Source organism: Altererythrobacter chaiwopuensis (genome assembly GCF_054957735.1).
This window is the reverse complement of the sequence record NZ_JBTXJF010000003.1, coordinates 19,722-37,270: the sequence shown is the minus strand read 5'-3', so window position 1 is coordinate 37,270 and position 17,549 is coordinate 19,722. Positions and strand designations below refer to the sequence as shown.

14 protein-coding genes are annotated in these 17,549 nt (G+C 60.1%); 12 read left to right on the top strand and 2 right to left on the bottom strand.

The window, feature by feature from the left end:
* Positions 1-81: 81 nt before the first annotated feature.
* The 6 genes from ACX3VQ_RS11655 to ACX3VQ_RS11630 all read left to right on the top strand — a co-directional run bounded on the left by ACX3VQ_RS11655 (position 82) and on the right by ACX3VQ_RS11630 (position 7,193).
* The gene (locus tag ACX3VQ_RS11655) at positions 82-441 is read left to right on the top strand and encodes a group I truncated hemoglobin (protein ID WP_462581246.1); all 360 of its coding nucleotides are present in this window, start codon (positions 82-84) and stop codon (positions 439-441) included.
* A 4-nt stretch (positions 442-445) separates the two neighbouring features.
* Positions 446-1,492: an adenylate/guanylate cyclase domain-containing protein gene (locus ACX3VQ_RS11650; protein ID WP_462581245.1), complete on the top strand. Its 1,047-nt coding sequence runs from the start codon at positions 446-448 to the stop codon at positions 1,490-1,492.
* Between the two features lie 6 nt (positions 1,493-1,498).
* Positions 1,499-3,373: a hybrid sensor histidine kinase/response regulator gene (locus ACX3VQ_RS11645; protein ID WP_462581244.1), complete on the top strand. Its 1,875-nt coding sequence runs from the start codon at positions 1,499-1,501 to the stop codon at positions 3,371-3,373.
* The gene (locus ACX3VQ_RS11640) at positions 3,366-4,082 is read left to right on the top strand and encodes a response regulator (RefSeq protein ID WP_462581243.1); all 717 of its coding nucleotides are present in this window, start codon (positions 3,366-3,368) and stop codon (positions 4,080-4,082) included. The genes ACX3VQ_RS11645 and ACX3VQ_RS11640 overlap by 8 nt, the downstream gene beginning before the upstream one ends.
* 114 nt (positions 4,083-4,196) lie before the next feature.
* Positions 4,197-5,714 carry a cysteine synthase A gene (gene cysK, locus ACX3VQ_RS11635; protein ID WP_462581242.1) on the top strand — a complete coding sequence of 506 codons (1,518 nt, stop codon included), beginning with the start codon at positions 4,197-4,199 and terminating at the stop codon, positions 5,712-5,714.
* Between the two features lie 24 nt (positions 5,715-5,738).
* Positions 5,739-7,193, top strand: a complete 1,455-nt coding sequence (locus tag ACX3VQ_RS11630) for a pyridoxal phosphate-dependent decarboxylase family protein (RefSeq protein WP_462581241.1) — start codon at positions 5,739-5,741, stop codon at positions 7,191-7,193.
* A 408-nt stretch (positions 7,194-7,601) separates the two neighbouring features.
* Here the strand turns inward: ACX3VQ_RS11630 and ACX3VQ_RS11625 are convergent, their stop codons facing one another.
* Positions 7,602-8,555 carry a homocysteine S-methyltransferase family protein gene (locus ACX3VQ_RS11625; RefSeq protein WP_462581240.1) on the bottom strand — a complete coding sequence of 318 codons (954 nt, stop codon included), beginning with the start codon at positions 8,553-8,555 and terminating at the stop codon, positions 7,602-7,604.
* A 205-nt stretch (positions 8,556-8,760) separates the two neighbouring features.
* Between ACX3VQ_RS11625 and ACX3VQ_RS11620 the strand changes: the two genes are divergently transcribed.
* The 6 genes from ACX3VQ_RS11620 to ACX3VQ_RS11595 all read left to right on the top strand — a co-directional run bounded on the left by ACX3VQ_RS11620 (position 8,761) and on the right by ACX3VQ_RS11595 (position 16,908).
* A complete protein-coding gene (locus ACX3VQ_RS11620) occupies positions 8,761-9,378 on the top strand; it encodes a TetR/AcrR family transcriptional regulator (protein ID WP_462581239.1) in 618 nt (205 codons plus the stop codon).
* A gap of 28 nt (positions 9,379-9,406) precedes the next feature.
* Positions 9,407-10,783: a fumarylacetoacetate hydrolase family protein gene (locus ACX3VQ_RS11615; RefSeq protein ID WP_462581238.1), complete on the top strand. Its 1,377-nt coding sequence runs from the start codon at positions 9,407-9,409 to the stop codon at positions 10,781-10,783.
* A 105-nt stretch (positions 10,784-10,888) separates the two neighbouring features.
* The gene (locus ACX3VQ_RS11610) at positions 10,889-11,209 is read left to right on the top strand and encodes a sodium-independent anion transporter (RefSeq protein ID WP_462581237.1); all 321 of its coding nucleotides are present in this window, start codon (positions 10,889-10,891) and stop codon (positions 11,207-11,209) included.
* Between the two features lie 51 nt (positions 11,210-11,260).
* A complete protein-coding gene (locus ACX3VQ_RS11605; protein WP_462581236.1) occupies positions 11,261-13,063 on the top strand; it encodes a sulfotransferase family protein in 1,803 nt (600 codons plus the stop codon).
* A gap of 148 nt (positions 13,064-13,211) precedes the next feature.
* The gene (locus tag ACX3VQ_RS11600; protein ID WP_462581235.1) at positions 13,212-15,602 is read left to right on the top strand and encodes a TonB-dependent receptor; all 2,391 of its coding nucleotides are present in this window, start codon (positions 13,212-13,214) and stop codon (positions 15,600-15,602) included.
* A 4-nt stretch (positions 15,603-15,606) separates the two neighbouring features.
* A complete protein-coding gene (locus ACX3VQ_RS11595; RefSeq protein WP_462581234.1) occupies positions 15,607-16,908 on the top strand; it encodes an APC family permease in 1,302 nt (433 codons plus the stop codon).
* Positions 16,909-16,917: 9 nt separating this feature from the next.
* Here ACX3VQ_RS11595 and ACX3VQ_RS11590 read toward each other — a convergent pair whose 3' ends face one another.
* Entirely contained in the window at positions 16,918-17,520 is a 603-nt protein-coding gene (locus ACX3VQ_RS11590; protein WP_462572603.1) for a TetR family transcriptional regulator C-terminal domain-containing protein, read from the bottom strand.
* Positions 17,521-17,549 lie beyond the last annotated feature (29 nt).

Sequence of the window (17,549 nt, the reverse complement as noted above, 5' to 3'; positions counted from 1 at the left end):
CATCGGCACGCCCCGATTTGATTTTTTCGTTGGTTAGAGGCACTCTTCCCCCCGGGTTAGAGGGGTTTCGGGATTAGAGTCATGCAACAGACGCTGTTCGATAAATATGGCGGTTTCTCCGCCATCTCAAAGATCGTGATGGATCTTTATGACCGCTTGCTGGACGATGATGATGTCGGCCCGTTCTTCGACGATGTCGATATGGCCCGGATCGTCGACCACCAGACCAAGTTCGTCTCATCGCTGATGGATGGCCCGGCGTCCTACACCGACAACCAGATCGAGAAGCTGCATGCACATCTGGCGATCGCAGCACGTCATTTCGAACAGCTTGCGTTGATCCTGCGTGAAACGCTGCTGGCGCATGGCATTAGCGAAGAAGATGCCACAACGATTGTCGGGCGGTTCACAGAACGCCGCAATCTCGTCGTGAACAGTTGACGCCATGTCGATCGAAGCAATCAACGAACAATTGCTGCGCGCCATCGGCGTGGGCGTGTCGCTGCTCGACCTGGCCGACCTGCGGCTCCGCTTCATCAATGACACATTCCAGGAATGGTTTGGCGAGGCGGAGCTTGGCCAGCCATTGACGGAACTGTTCCCCGGCATTGATGCAGCAGAGGTGCACAAGGCGCTTGAGGCCGAAGGTCGCTATGTCGGCGAGACCAGCTTTCGCGTACGCCGGCGCACCCTGACCATCGCGCTTACGATAAACCCGGCATTGGAACGCAATGAACGCGTCGCCGTCCTCGTGTGCCAGAATATCAGCCGGATCAAGGAACTGGAATCAATGATCGATTCCTATTCCATGATGGTCGAGCGCAACACGCGCGAGATCAAGCGTGAGAAGGAGCAGGTCGAACGGCTGCTGCTCAACATGATGCCACGCTCGGTTTACGATGAGTACAAGACCTTCGGTGTCGTAACCCCCCGCCTGTATGATGATGTGGCCGTGATATGCCTCGACTTCGTCGGGTTCAGCCAGACGGTGAAAAATCAGGATGCGAGCGTCGTTGTGAGCGAGCTCAATGATATCTACACCGCTTTCGACCGCATCGGTGACCAGTTCGGGTGCGAACGAATAAAGACCGTCGGTGACACATACATCACTGTTGCCGGGATGCCAGACCCATCGGAACGTGCCCTGCAATCAGTGGTCGATGCCGCGATCCGGTTCGAGCGTTACCTCGCTCAGCGCAATCGCAGCCATCCAATCGGCTGGCAGTGCCGGATCGGCATCGCAATGGGACCGGTCATCGGGTCGGTAGTGGGTGTGCAGAAGTATATCTACGATGTCTTCGGACCCGCCGTGATTGAGGCCAATGCGCTGCGCCAGGCTGCTGAACCCATGCAGATTGTGGCTCCGGCAGCGCTAACCGAAATGCTCGGTGAAGCGATCGCGCTTTCACCTGCCGGAACCATCAGGAGCGACGGAGGCGAAGTGAGTGACATCGTCGCAATCCGACCAGTCGATGCGAGTGAGCAAGGCTAGGGTGTGATGACGGCGGCCGAGGCCCATTCCGGCAAGCAGATACTCGATGAGGTCGTGAATGCATTGCAAGACGGGATTGCCCTGTTCGATGCCTCCGCTCGCCTGCGTCAGGCAAACCAGTCCTTTCGCCAACTCAATCCGAAAGTAGCTGAACTTATCGTACCTGGTCTCGAGTGGGATCACCTGCTGATAGAGATGGTCGCAAGGGGTGCGGTTGCACCGTCAGCGCGAGAGCGGATCCAGTGGATGGAAAGCCGGCTTGAACCGGACCAGCCTCCATTGCCGCCCTTGATGGTAGAGATGCGTGATGCCGGAGTGCATGAGTTCGCCATGCGGCCCACGGCGCGCGGCGGGTTTCTGCTGATGCAGTCCGACGTTACTGCCCGCAGCCAGACTGACGAAGACGAACGCGAGGCAGACGCACTCTTGCGCCAGGTCATGGAAGCATGCCCGGCGGCGTTGTTAATGTCGCGGATTGCCGATGGCCAGATTATCTACCGTTCGCCAGCTGCACGCGACTTGCTTGGCCCCGGCCGGAACGCAGCGGCGCATTTCGTCAGCCGCACCGATCGCGCCGATTTCATTACTGCCCTGTTGCCCGAGGGCAGGATTGACGAGCGCACCATCGAACTGCAACGGACGGATGGCAATTGCTTCCCTGCGCTCGTTTCGGCGAGGCTGATCGAATACCGTGGGGATGACGTAATTGTCTCCTCAATCGTCGATATCACCAAGGAAGTCGCACTGCGCAGGACGCTGGCGCAGCAGCGCGAGCGAATCTTTCAGGCCGAAAAGCTCTCCGCCCTGGGCGAATTGCTGGCCGGGGTGGCGCATGAACTGAACAACCCGCTTTCCGTAGTGGTTGGGCACGCGCTGATGATGCGCGAGGAAACCACCGACCCGGCAACACTTGCCCGGATCGAGAAGATCGGCGAGGCAGCCGAACGCTGTGCACGGATCGTGAAATCATTCCTCGCCATGGCGCGGCAGCAGAAGGTCGATGCCCGCCCTGAGAAGCTGGCTGAAATCCTTGACGAGGCGCGAAATGCCATCGCGGCCCATGAGACATTCGAAATCATCATCAACCTGCCCCCTGATCTTTCGCCTGTGCTGGTCGACCGCAGCCAGTTGGAACAGGTTTTCGGCAACCTGTTGCTGAATGCAGTACAGGCGATGGAGTTGAGTGGTACCGGTGACAGGGTCGAGGTTTCAGCCCGGTTGCTTCCCGGAGATGAGATGGTCGGGATCGACATAATCGACAATGGTCCGGGGATCCCGGAGGAAACCGGCAAGCGAGTATTCGAGCCCCTTTTCACTACCAAGGGCCCGGGCCAAGGTACCGGGATCGGCCTCGCCTTCTGCCATCGGGTGATCCATTCGCATGGCGGCACGATCGAACTGATGCCGTCAGCCAGCGGTGCGCATTTCCACATCACCTTGCCGGTTGCCCGCGAGGCAGGCAGGCAGGCATCGAAAGCCGGTGCCCACAGTGACGGTAGCCACGGGAACATCCTGGTGATCGACGACGAAGGGGAAGTGGCTGACCTCATTTCGGAGATACTCAAACGCGAAGGCTATCAGGTGGACACGGTTGCCAGCGGCGAGGAAGGGCTCGAACTGGCGACGACGCACGATTACGATGCCATCCTGACCGACATGAACATGCCGGGAATCAGCGGGCGCGGCTTTTACGAGGGATTGGGCAGGCGGCGGCCTGAACTGCTTGACCGGGTAGCCTTCGTTACAGGTGACACCATGAGCCCGGCCGTACGCGATTTCCTTGACCAGGCTGGCTGCGATTACCTCGAGAAACCGATCGCTCCGCAAGACTTGCGTGAACTCGCCCGGCGCCTACTCACTGGAGCGAAGGAAATTGGCTGACGGCAATCTCATATACGTCTGCGACGACGAGCAAGACCTGCGTGAGATGCTGGCTGAATATCTCGGCAAGCACGGTTTCGAGGTGAGGCAAGCGGGCAACGCAGACGAAGCACGCGCGTTGATCGCCAACCAGAAGCCCGATCTGATGCTGCTCGACATCAACATGCCGGGCGAAGATGGGCTCTCGCTGCTGCGTTCGCTCCAGAGTGGTGCGGCCCCGCGAATTATCATGCTGACGGCGGCGGGCGAAACCGTTGACCGGATCGTGGGGTTGGAGCTGGGTGCGGATGACTATCTCGGCAAGCCGGTGGACCTGCGCGAGCTGGTAGCAAGGGTTCGCGCAGTGCTGCGGCGCTCGAACAAGGAAGAATCGGGTTCGGCCACGACTGATCTTGAGGGGCGGATTCGTTTCGGCAAGGCCTGGCTCGACCTCGAGGCGGCCAAACTGTTCGACGAAGATGGGAATTCCTTGCCGTTGACCTCGATGGAGTTCAACCTCTTGAAGCTGTTCGCCCAGAACAAGGGCCGCGTGCTCAATCGCGACCAGATCCTGGAAGGCGCGCATGACCGTTCGTGGGATCCGTTCGACCGGAGCATCGACATCCGCATCTCGCGCATCCGCAGGAAGATCGAGCCCAACCCTTCCAAGCCGGTCACGATCCGCACGGTTCGCGGGCTGGGGTATATCTTCGATCCGGACGGGAACTGAAGGCCCATCTGCCGCTGATACAATTGAAACATTTTCCGGCCTTCCGCGGGATCAGGCTGAAACACGCGCAGCCTATTCCCGCACTTGCCCAAAGCAAGCCAGAAGGACCCGCCAATGACCGCCCAATTCCCCTCCCCCACTCTCCCACGGAGCCTGGCGGGTCCTTCTGGTTCCATACTCGAACTGGTCGGCAACACTCCCGTAGTGCTGATGCAGAAGCTTTCGCCCCCGGGACGCGAAGTCTACGCCAAGCTCGAAGCTTTCAACCCGATGGGGTCGGTCAAGGACAGGCTGGCAATAGGCCTGATAGAGGCTGCAGAAGCCGACGGTTCGCTCAAGCCCGGCCAGACCGTGGTAGAGGCAACCAGCGGCAACACCGGCATCGGACTTGCCATGGTCTGCGCCCGCAAGGGTTATCCGCTGGTGATCGTAATGGCCGAAAGCTTCAGCATCGAAAGGCGCAAGATACTGCGCTATCTCGGTGCCAAAGTAGTCCTTACGCCTGCGTCCGAGAAAGGCACCGGCATGATTGCCAAGGCGCGCGAACTGGCTGAGACGCACGGCTGGTTCCTGCCGCGGCAGTTCGAAAACGAAGCCAATGCCGCGGTTCACGAACGGACTACGGGAATGGAAATCGTCGAGGCCTTTGCGGAGCGCCCGCTCGATTGCTTCGTCAGCGGCTTTGGCACCGGCGGTACCATTGCCGGTGTGGCAAGGGCGCTGCGTCGGCACAGCCCCAACACCCGCATCATTGCCTGCGAGCCGGAAAATTCCCCCATGCTCGGCTCAGGTTTGCCGCAGGCTTACCATGCCGACGGGACTCCTGCGGGCAGCCATGCCGTGTTCCGTCCGCACCCGGTGCAGGGCTGGGCACCGGACTTCATCCCCGCGATCACCCATGATGCAGTTCGTGACAAGCTGATCGACGAAATCGTGCCTGTCTCGGGTGACGAGGCGATCACCTGGTCGAAACGCCTTGCCCGCGAGGAGGGCATTTTCTGCGGTATCAGTTCGGGTGCCACCTTCGCCACCGCACGCCGGGTCGCCGAGCAATTGCCGGAAGGGGCACGCGTGCTCGCCATGTTGCCCGACACCGGCGAACGATACATGTCCACGCCGCTGTTCGCCGATATAGGCGAAGCCATGGACGAGGACGAAATTGCGATCTCTCGCTCGTCCCCCACTGCCCGTTTTGATGCCGCTCCGGTCAGGCCCGCAGTTGCGCCCGAATCCGCCAGTCCAAGTGCCGTCACTCATGTCGATGCGCTCCTGACAGATGAGGAACAACCGTTGGTATTCTTTGCCCTGGAGTGGTGCGAGTTCTGCTGGTCCGCGCGCAAGCTGCTCGACGCACTGGAAGTGCCCTATCGCCTGGTAGCACTTGACGGGCCGGACTATGCCGACCCAGAATGGGCAGCCGATGTCCGCCGCGCTGTCGGTGAGCGCAGCGGTGCGCCTACCATCCCCCAGATTTTCCTGCGGGGCCAGCATCTCGGCGGAGCAACCGACCTGTTCGATCGCCACAATGCGGGCCTCCTGGCGGGAATACTCGCTGGCGCCGGACTGGAAGCGAAGGGTGCTGGGCCGGACAATGCATATTCCTTGCTGCCGGCCTGGCTGCAGCCACGCTGACAGGTAAAGACTGGATACTGGACAATGAAAGAAGCAGAACTGGAGCTCGCTGCCAGGCTTGCAATACGGTCGCGCTGCGAATTGCGCCCCCTCCATTCGACCGCGGACTATGCTGAACTGCGCGAGAATTTCGCCATCGGATTGCCTGATAAGGGTCGTGACAGCCTGGAGGTGATCCGCAATCTGGTCGACGCCGCCACGCCCGGCCTGTCAGGCTCAACCGATCCCGGCTTCATGGCCTGGGTGATAGGCGGATCAAACCCAACCGGCGTGGCAGCAGACTGGCTCACTTCGGCCTGGGGTCAGAATGCCGGCATGTTCCTGACTTCCCCTGCCGCGGCGGTTGCCGAGGAAGTGGCTGGCGAATGGTTGGTAGATCTTATGCAACTGCCCCGCAGCTGCAGCGTGGGATTCTCGACAGGGGCCACCATGGCGGCCTTTGCCTGCCTTGCGTCGGCCAGGTTGGGCGTGCTGGCACGCAAGGGTGTAGCGCTTGAGGAATGCGGCCTTGCCGGGGCTCCTCCGGTGGCGATCTACATTGCCGAAGATGCGCACGTCTCCAACTACTCGGTGCTGCGCTATCTGGGTTTCGGGACAAACCAGATCCGGCGCATCCCGTCTGTACCGCAGGGCACGTTCGATCTCGCAGCGCTGGAGACGGCAATGGCCAGAGATGGCGATGTTCCGCGCATCGTTATTGCACAGGCGGGACATATCATGTCTGGCGCATTCGACGATTTTCCCGTTATCGCAGAGCTCTGCCGCAAACACGATGCCTGGCTGCATATCGATGGTGCCTTCGGCCTGTGGTGCCGCGCGAGCCCGCGCCTGCGCCACCTCGCGAAAGGCGCAGACCTTGCCGACAGCTGGTCGGTTGACGGGCACAAGTGGCTGCAGGTTCCATATGATTCCGGATTTGCGATCGTGAAGGACCGCACGCTGCACCGGGCGGCGATGCAGATGACTGCCGGCTATATCGAGCGCGAGGCGGCGCACGAACCCGATCCAAGCGATTACGTGCCCGAATTGTCTCGTCGTGCGCGCGGATTTGCCGCTTGGGCGATGCTGCAGCACCTGGGTCGGCGCGGTTTGGCCGAAATGATCGAACGCCATTGCCGGGCAGCTCAGAAAATCGCGGCAAGCCTGGACAGAATTGAAGGTATCCACCTGCGCAATGAGGTAATACTGAACCAGATTGCAGTCGGCTTCGATCTGCTGCCTGGTGTGGATGCCGCAGAGGCCGTTGCCGAACGCCTGAATGCAACCGGCCGCTATTTCCTGCGCACGGCCAAATGGCGCGGAGAGAAAGTGCTTCGAATCTCTGTCATATCTGACCGTGTAGATGACCAGCTTGCCGCCCGCCTTGCCGGAGACCTCGCGAGCGCATGGCAGGATCTGCGGGCTTGCCGTCCTGAAGCGATAGCAGGACGTTTTGCCAAGCGAAGAGACATGGCTGACAAGACCGGCGCAAGAGCATAGGCGCGCAATAAGCCTGCTGTGCTCTCCGCCAGACATTCTCTTGCTACTCACGTACGCCCCACGCAGCGCAGAACCGCGCCGTTTTCAGGTAATAGTCGCTAGATATATCAGGTACTTAGACCAGGTGGCGGAGAGGGTGGGAAATTGCCCTCCCGACACTTTTTATAATAATTTCAGTTTCTTGATTGACGGTCGATTTTCATTTGTAGCAGTTTTTGTATCATTTCATCTACAAAGTAGACCGTCCGCTGTTCGGTCGGGTAAAATAAAGCGTGAACGTCCCCCTCTTGGGTGGAAAGCGGACAAGCGAGCATTCGTCCCATCTTGCTCAGTCGATTGTCGGACAAGTGTCCCGTTGTGCGTTCGACGCCGACCCCACATTCATGGGGGCCGGCGCCAGTTCGCAATTCACGCTGCATGAGCGAGGTGCAACTCCTGCGATACGCAACCAACATGCCGGAAGTCGGTGCCGCAACAACCGCCTACAACTCTGAGATTGGGCAGTAGCTTGGCGAGATCGATGTGAAGATGACCGAACTCCGCCGGATCGCCCTGGTCGAGTTCCTCTGACTCGTCGAGTTCCTCGTGGCTAAGGCGGGAGGCATTGGCTCTTAGTCCACCGATCCGGCTTATCCATGCCTCGCCTGTTGCGATGGCATCACGGAAATGGTCCGGGTGCGCGCAATTGATCATGTAATAGGCCGGTGCGCCATCGGTGGCAGAATCTACTGCTTCGATCGCATCACCCAGCAGATCGCCTGTTGGAAGGCGTCCATCCGTTTCAACGGTAAACGAGATCACGACTGGCAGGCCGACTTTGGTTGCACCGCGAGAGATGCCCACCGCTTCACCGATGTTGGTTATCGTGATCGCCGAAATCATGTCGGTGCCTGAATTGGCAAAGGTCTCGATCTGCGGTCGATGCAAAGCTTCGGCGGCCTCGGCCGTCAGCAATTTTCCGGGCCGGTAGGCATCGTCGGCGGGGCCGATCACTCCGTTGACAAGGATTGGTGCCACACGACTGCTCCAACGTGAGCGGACCTGCTTTGCAAACTCCACTGACCTGGCAGACATAGCGAGCAGTTCCTGCGCGCTGACGCCCAGTTTCTCCGCCCAGATGGTGCAGCCGCGCCAAGTGTTCGTGTCGAGAACGAAACCGGTCCCGGCCCGTTCGGCAATGCCCAGGAAATGGTCGAAGTAAGTGTTGAGAGCCTGCCTGGCTGCAGGATCATCGACCAGTGTCACTGCAGCAAACTCCGGTGCGTCGAAACCTTGCTGGAAGAATAGCCAGGTTTCAAGGCCGCCATCAGTAAGGAACGGTCTCCTCGTTTCCATCAATTTATTAAAGGCTGACATTTTCATTTTCCTCATTTGGGATTGGGATGAGGAAGTGATGGTAGAATGATAGCCTTTGTTCTAGCCGACCCGTGGTACAGATTTCCTTTTGGCAAAATCGTACTAATAATCAGCGACTTGGTGATACGCCTGACAATCCTTGCAGTATAACATTGGCAAAAACCATACTACGAGTACAGTACTCTAGGTACGGTTTTTGCAGGAGGTAATAGTGGCCCGCGGCTTCGAGACGCGCCAAAAGATCATGGACGTCGCTCAGGAGGCGATACTCAACAAGGGGTTCGACGCCACTTCGATAGACGAGATTGTGGCCAACGCCGAAATAACCAAGAGCGGCTTCTTCTACCATTTCAAAGACAAGAATGCGCTGGCCCATGCGTTGATCGAGCGTCACATCGTAGTCGAAGACGATCTCTTCGATGAGCTTATGGATCGAGCCAGGGAGCTCACCGACGATCCTCTGCAGATATTGCTTATTGGCCTGAAGCTACTTGCAGAGCTGATCGAAGACATGCCCGGCGGACACCCCGGATGCATCGTTGCAACTGCGGCCTATCAAGACCGGTTGTTCGACCAGAACGTCCGAGAAGCCAATAAGCGCGCCGTCATAGGATGGAGAAACCGCTTCAAACAAATGTTCAATGAGATTGAGGAGGTTTACCCGCCCAATGATGCGGTCGATCGCGATGCGCTAGCGGATATGGTCAGCGCCGTGCTGGAAGGAGGCATCGTCATGGCGCGGGCACTGAATGAACCGTCGCTCACGTCGCAACAGGTCCACCTTCTGAGATCGTATATCAAGCTGCTGTACGGGCCGAATTCGCACTGAGTTCTTCCCGTTGTCCTTACAGCTGAAAATGTTCGCGAAGTCGGGCGTTACCCTGCCAGCAGCTTTCGCCTCTAATTATGCTAAGGCCGTCAGACCGGTTTCGGGAATGGCGAGATCATCGCTCTGCCGTCTGAAATTGGGTGGAAAGCGGACATCGCTTGTTTCTGCTACCCCGTTATGTCTAGACTGTCTTGCAGCCCGGGAGAGATTGTTGAAGCGAATTGCAACCTTTGGCGGCTTGGCTGCTCTGGTCCTGGCGGCGGCCGTATTTCTGGCCTGGGTGACCTCGCCCGACCCAGAATACAACCCAGCCAGCTTCGAGGATGCTCCGCTCGTTGAGGCAATTGCGCCTCTCGAGGAAGCAATCACACTTGCTCAATATGCCAACGATACCGGATCGGTCCGGACACTGCTGGTGCTGGCGATTGAAGACGATTCAATCACCGGAATGGATTTGCAGGAACTTGGCGCGACAAACACCAGTGATCCCTTTGAGGCACTGGCGAGTGTAAAGGCACTGCCGCAATCGGTCGAGCAAAGCAGAGCTTATCCTGTGATTTCCCTCACCATGGACCGGCTCCTGCCATCCGGCAGCATCGGCAGCCGCCATATCGGCACCGGCACCAACTTTCCCGAGCATGCCGAAGAGGCAAACAGTAGTTCGGTTTTTGTGTTTCCCAAATTCGGCAAGGCTACTCCGGCCCGAACGAACGTTCGGCAAACGCCCGGCGTTCTGCTCGATTACGAGGTCGAATTCTGCATGCGGTTTGATCGTGACATTGCTTCGGTCGATGATTTTGACGCAGCGGTGAAAGGGGTTTTCCTATGCGGCGATTTCACCAACCGCAACGCGCTGGTCGATCTGGCGGACCCGGACAATCTCGATTCAGGGTCCGGTTTCAGCGACGCGAAGAGCGGACCCGATTATTTCCCAACGGGTCCATTTCTTGTGATCCCGCATGACTGGGAATCCTTCGTGGCGGACGTGCGGATGACAACCAGCCTAAACAATGAGCCGCGGCAAGATGCACGCGGTGCGGAAATGACCCTGAATTTTCGCGAGCTGGTGGCCAAGTCGCTTTCGGATATGTCCGAGCAGCGTTTCCTTTACAGGACAGGCCGGGAGTTTCTGGCCAAGGAAGGCAAAATCGATAAGGACATGACAATCATGTCCGGGACGTCCGAAGGAGTGATTTTCACCGGGCCAACAAGAGGAGACATCATAGAAGCCATTCTATCCTTCCTGCTTACGGGTGGTCCGTTCGCTCACGAAAGCTTTCTTAAAAGCGCCAAGTCGACCTTCATCGAGAACGAACGAAAGTCGGGTCACTTTCTGGAGCCTGGCGATACGGTGCGTCATGGATCAAACTATCTCGGAAACATCGAGATCAAAGTTACTGGGTAGTCTGCGTCCGCAACTGGGTCGATAGCGGAATGTCCGCTTTTGGGGGGGTAGGTTCAACCGGTCATCGCAACACTTTAGTCTTTCAACAAAGATGGAGCGTACGCCATGGGTTATGTGCTCGAGCGGGTGGCCGAGCGGCCAGCGCTGCGCCACATCATCCTGATGTGCAGTGCGATCAACGAGATCGACGTTTCGGGCCTCGAAAGCCTTGAGGCGATCAATCACCGGCTGGGCGACGGCGCAATCGGGTTGCATCTGTCCGAAGTGAAGGGCCCGGTGATGGACCGGCTGGGGCGCACGCACTTTCTTGCGCAGCTCAATGGCAAGGTCTTCCTGTCGCAGAACCGCACCTTTGCCGAACTGGCGCTCGATACGGGCGAACCTGCCGCCCCGATCGACCATTGTCTGGCACGCGGGCTGATCTGATATTTGCCAAGGGAATTTGACTGCACCGGCGGCCATGATAGGCAGCCGGTCATGGACGTCGAAACTTCATCCCCACACGGCCATGCGGAGCATGGGCAGCCAGTACCGATTGCCCGGCTGATCGAGAGCGATCCAGCCGCTGCGCTGGAACGTTTGCGCGGCGCGGTGGCGCGCGAACCGCGCAATGCCCCCGCCTGGCGCCTGATGGGGCGGGCTTTACGCAAACTGGCGCGCGAGGAGGAGGCGGGCGAGGCCGAAATGGCTGCGATCCGCGCCACCGCTTATGATCCGCAAATGATCGCCATCGCCGCCGCCATGCTTGAGGGCGAGCTCAGTCAGGCCGAGGCCTTGCTGCGCGAGCGGCTCAGCGCCCAGCCCACCGATGCGGCGGCGATCCGGTTGATGGCCGAACTGGCCGCCCGGATCGGCCGCCTGCCCGATGCCGAAGCGCTGCTGCGCCGGGCGATCGAACTGGCCCCCGCCTTCACCGCCGCGCGCGCCAATCTGGCGACGGTGCTTTACAAGCAAAGCCGTTATGAAGAGGCCGCGCGCGTGCTCGACGAAGTCTTGGCGGTCGATCCCGCCAATCCGGGCAACCGCAATCTGCTGGCCGCAACGCTGGGCCGGATCGGCGATTATAACGAGGCGTTGACGCTCTATGCCGAGCTGGTCGAAACCTTCCCCGATCATGCCAAGCTGTGGATGAGCTATGGCCATATGCTCAAGACCGTCGGGCGGCAGGAAGAAGGCGTGATGGCCTATCGCCGCGCGCTGGCGGTGCAGGCCGATCTGGGCGAGGTCTGGTGGAGCCTCGCTAATCTCAAGACCGTGCACTTCACGGGCGAGGACGTCGAGGCGATGGAAGCGGCGCTGGAGGGCGAGCCTTCGCACCATGACCGGCTGCACCTGCACTTCGCGCTAGGCAAGGCATACGGCGACTTGAAGCAAGCCGAACCGAGCTTCCGCCACTTTGCCGCGGGCAACGCGCTGCGCAGCGAAGAGCTCGAATACGATCCTGATGCGATCACTCGGCAGGTTGACCAGATGATCGCGCGGTTCACCCCGCAATTTCTAGATGGGCACCGCGGGGTCGGTGATCCCTCGCCCGATCCGGTCTTCATCCTGGGCCTGCCGCGCGCCGGATCGACGCTGCTCGAACAGATCCTCTCCAGCCATTCGCAGGTCGAAGGGACGATGGAGCTGCCCGATGTTCCTGCGATCGCGATGCGCGAGGCGCGCAAAGCCGGCGGTGACATGCGCGACTGGCCCGATGCCGTGGCCGACATGCCGCGCGAACGGTTCGCCGAACTGGGGGCGGAATTTCTCGAGCGCACGCGCGTGCAGCGCAAGTCCGGCAAGCCCTTCTACATCGACAAGCTGCCCAACAACTGGAGCTATGCCGGGTTCATCCACCTGATCCTGCCCAATGCCAAGATCATCGACGCGCGGCGCCACCCGCTCGATTGCTGCTTTTCCAATTTCCGCCAGCATTTCGCCAAGGGCCAGGGGTTTTCCTATTCGCTCGACCATATCGGACGCTATTACCGCGATTATGTGCGGGCAATGGACCATTATGGCGCGGTCCTGCCGGGGCGCATCCACCGCGTGATTCACGAGCGACTGCTCGACGATCCCGAAGCCGAAGTGCGTGCGCTGCTTACCTATCTCGGCCTTGATTTCGAGGATAGCTGCATGGATTTTCACACCAATGCGCGGGCGGTGCGCACCGCTTCGTCCGAGCAGGTGCGCCGGCCGATCAACCGCGACGGTGTGGGGCAATGGCAGCCCTACGATCAATGGCTCGGCCCGCTGCGCGAGGCATTGGGCGATCTGGTCGAGACCTACGCGCGCTAGGGCTGCACCGGCTCAGGCCATTGTGGCAAATATGCAATAATTTATCCGCATCGCGCGATTTGCGTGGTCAACGCGCAGCAACTCACTTGGCAAATGCCGCCAGTTGTGGCGGATAAGCCGCTGGGGACAGTTCAAAGGGGATGTTGCAGTGAGAATTCCTGAAAATGGCGGGGTACGCGCCTTGACCGCAACACTGATGGCGGGCTGCTCGCTCGCCGTCGTCACGCCTGCCATGGCGCAGGGAGAAGACGCGGACGACAGCAATGTCATCATCGTCACTGCGCAGAAGCGCTCGCAGGACCTGCAGGACGTGCCGGTGGCGATCACCGCGCTCGGCACCGAAACGCTCGACCAGTTGCAGGTGAGTCAGTTGCAGGACGTGGTGAAGTATCTGCCGTCGGTGACCATCCAGAAGACCAAGGAAGGTGTCACGCAGGTCTACTTCCGCGGTGTTTCATCGGGCGAAAATGCCAACCACTCCACCTCTCAGCCGACCGTAGGCATATACCTTGATGAAATGCCGATCACGACCATTCAGGGCGCGCTCGACATTCACGCCTATGACCTTGCCCGGGTCGAAGCATTGGCTGGCCCGCAGGGAACACTTTATGGCGCCAGCTCGATGGCCGGCACGGTCAAGATGGTCACCAATCAACCCGACTATTCGAGCAGCTATGGCGCAGCCGATTTCGAGCTAAACAACATCGCACACGGCGAATTCGGCGGCATCGCCGAAGGGTTCTACAACGCCAATTTGTCTGACAGCGCGGCGCTGCGCCTGGTCGGCTGGTATCGCCAGGAAGGCGGTTATATCGACAATATCCCGGGCAGCCGAACCTTCCTGACTTCTGGCATCGTTCAGGACAATGCCGAATTGGTCGAAGAGGATTACAACGACGTCGAAACTTATGGCGCTCGCCTTGCGCTGGGGATCGAGCTCAACGAGAGCTGGACCGTTCGCCCGACGATAATTGCTCAGGAGCAGAAGGCCGACGGCAGTGGCCAGCAGGAACGCTCGAGCGCGGTCACCGGCAAGCTGCAGACCGTTCAATACAATCCGGAACGCCGCGATGACAAATGGCTGCAGGCGGCGCTGACAATCGAGGGCAAGATCGGCAGCTGGGACCTGGTGGCAACGGGGGGCAGACTGTGGCGCAAGACCGACGTTGAATTCGACTATTCGGACTACGCCTATTTCTATGACGCGCTCTATGGCTATGGCGCCTATTTCTATGACAATAACTACGATCTGATCAGCCCGAACCAGTTCATTCAGGGCAGCGATCGGTATCGCCGTAATTTCGCCGAAGTGCGCATTTCCAGCCCGCAGGATGCTCCGGTGCGCTTCATCGGCGGCGTGTTTGCACAGCGCCAGCGCCACGGTATCGAGCAGAACTACATCATCGAGAATCTGACCGATCTGTTCACCGTCACCGGCACTGACAGCAATATCTGGCTGACCAAGCAGAACCGCACCGACCGCGACTATGCCGCCTTCGGTGAATTGAGCTTCGATGTCACCGAAAAGCTGACACTGACGGGCGGGGGACGGCTCTATCGTTACCGCAACTCGCTGGTCGGTTTCTTTGGTTACAACGCCAATTTCTCCAGCCGAACGGGCGAAGCCGCCTGTTTTGGTCCGGCCGTGGTCGAAGGATCGCCCTGCACCAACCTCGACAAGACGACAGCGGATACCGATGCGATCTTCAAGGCCAATGCGACCTACAAGATCAATCCCGACATGATGGTCTATGTCACCTGGTCGCAGGGCTTCCGCCCTGGCGGCATCAACCGCCGCGGCACATTGCCGCCGTACGAATCCGACACGCTCGACAATTACGAATTTGGCTGGAAGACGCGATTTGGCGACGTGACCTTCAACGGCGCGATCTATCAGGAAGACTGGACCGATATCCAGCTGTCGTTCCTGGGCGAAAACGGGCTTTCCGAAGTCCGCAATGCCGGGATTGCCCGCATCCGCGGGATCGAATCCGACCTGACTTATCGTTCGGGCGGGCTCACCCTCACGCTCGCCGGCAGCTATAACGATGCGACAATCCGGCGCGATTTCTGCCTCATTGCCAACCCCGATTTCGATTGCACGTTCGATCCGGGCGACGGGCGCACAAATGCCCTGCTCGCGCCCACTGGATCGCGGCTTCCGATCACCGCCAAGTTCAAGGGCAATGCCATTGCCCGCTATGAATTCCCCGTGGGTGATTGGGAGGGGCATTTCCAAGGCGCAGTTTCGCACATTGGCAGCCGGCGCAGCGACCTGCGGACCTTCGAGAATGACCTCAAGGGCACGTTCGGAGCTTTTACCACGGCAGATCTGAGTTTTGGCGTCAAGAAGGACAATCTGCGGTTCGAACTGTTCGCAACCAACCTGTTCGACAGCAACGGCATTCTCGACAGTACGGTCCAGTGCCTCGAAACAACTTGCGGCGACCCTTTTGAGGCGAGCAGCACCGGCGGGGTGTTCTACGATTACCCGATCAGGCCGAGAACTGTGGGCATCAAGGCCGGATTCGACTTCTGAGTTCGTGACGCAAAGGTCCAACCAAACAGAAAGGCCGGGCCGCAAGCTCGGCCTTTTTGCTGCCATCGCCCTGATCATGGGCAATATGATCGGTTCGGGCGTGTTCCTGCTGCCGGCCAGCCTTGCCCCTTATGGGTGGAATGCGGTGCTCGGCTGGATCATCACCATTGCCGGCACACTGGTGCTTGCCTGGGTGTTCGCCGCACTGACCCGCGCCCTTCCCGCGGCGCGCGATCCCACAGGCTTCGTGACCGAGGCTTTCGGCGAGTTGCCGGCATTTCTGGTTGCCTGGCTTTATCTTGTGTCGATCTGGAGCGCTGTGGCCTCTATCTCTATGGCGGGGGTAAGCTATCTTTCGTCCCTGCTGCCAGCGATCGGCACAACCGCCTTCCTGCCTGCGCTCTGCGCGATGGTCTTGGTCTGGACCATGACGTTGGTTAACTTGCGGGGCGTGCGCACGGCGGGCAATTTCCAGATGCTTACCCTGGCGCTCAAGCTGTTGCCGCTGCTGGGCGTGATCGTGCTGGCGGCGCTGGTGCTGGGCGATGGAAGCGGCGAGATCCGGCCTTTCGAGTCCAGCGAGATCAACCCCGGCCAACTGAGCGGCGCGGCGGCGCTAACCCTGTTCGCGCTGCTCGGCTTTGAATGCGCCAGCGTGGCGGCCGGGCAGGTCGAGAACCCCACGGTCAACGTCCCGCGGGCGACGCTGTGGGGCACGGCGCTGACCGGGCTCATCTATCTGCTGGTCTGCTCGGCCGTGGCGCTGATGCTGCCCGAAGCGGTTGCCTCCTCTTCGCCCGCGCCTCTCGCGACATTTGTCGAAACTTATTGGAACAGCGGCACCGGGCAGGTGGTGAGCGTCTTTGCGATCATCAGCTGCGTCGGTGCAGTCAATGGGTGGGTACTGATGCAGGGCGAATTGCCGCGCAGCATGGCTGAACGCGGCATCCTGCCGGCATGGTTTGCGGCCACCGATGCGCGCGGCGCGCCAATGCGCGCATTGCTGCTGTCGAGCGCGGTGGCGACGTTCTTTCTTGTCTTCACCGCCAGCCGTTCGATGCAGGGGATCTATGAATTCCTGCTGCTGCTGTCGACCAGCGCAACGCTGTGGCTGTATCTGCTGTGCGCGCTGGCGGCATGGCGCATGCGGGTTGTCCGGGCGTTCGCGCTGATTGGGGCCGCCTATGCGCTGTGGACGCTGTGGGGCGCGGGGCTGGAGGCGACCGGATGGAGCCTGGTGCTCGCCGGTGCCGGGGTGCCGCTCTATCTGTGGACCCGCCGCAGCCGGGTGCCAGCTGCCGGATAGATCACAGGTTCAGCCGGTTACGGTGTCGAGCCAGCGTTCCGCCAGCGCTTCCGCCTCTTCAGGCGTAAACGGCGCATCCCCCAGCGACAGTTCGAGCCACAGCCCGTCGATCAGCGCGGTCAGCGCAATCGCGGGCAAGCGCGCATCGTCCAGACCCGGCCTGTGCTCGGCGATCAACGCTTCGAGCCCGCTGCGAAAGTCGCGGTAAACCTCGGCCCGCACCCGCGCGACCCGCGGGTCGCTGCGCGACAGGCTCCATAAGGCGATATAGGAAGCGAGCAGCTGCGGATCGGCGATCGGCGGGCGGAAGCTGGCGGTGATATAGGCGAGCAGACGTGCGCGCGGATCGGGCCCGGCGTTCACCACCGCCGCTGCCAGCGCCGCTTCTATATTGCGCCCGGTCATCCGATAGGTTTCGGCGATCGCCTCTGAAACACCGGAAAAGTAATGACGCAGCAGACCCGGCGAAACGCCCGCTTCGGCGCATATTGCCCGCACCGACACGCCCGCCGCGCCCTTCGATGCCAGCACGCGCGCGGTCGCCTCGATCAGGCTCTGCCGCCGTTCATCGGGATCGGCGCGCGTAAATGCGGGTTGATGGCTCGTCTGCATCTTGTTATACGATCGTATAGCAAGGAAGA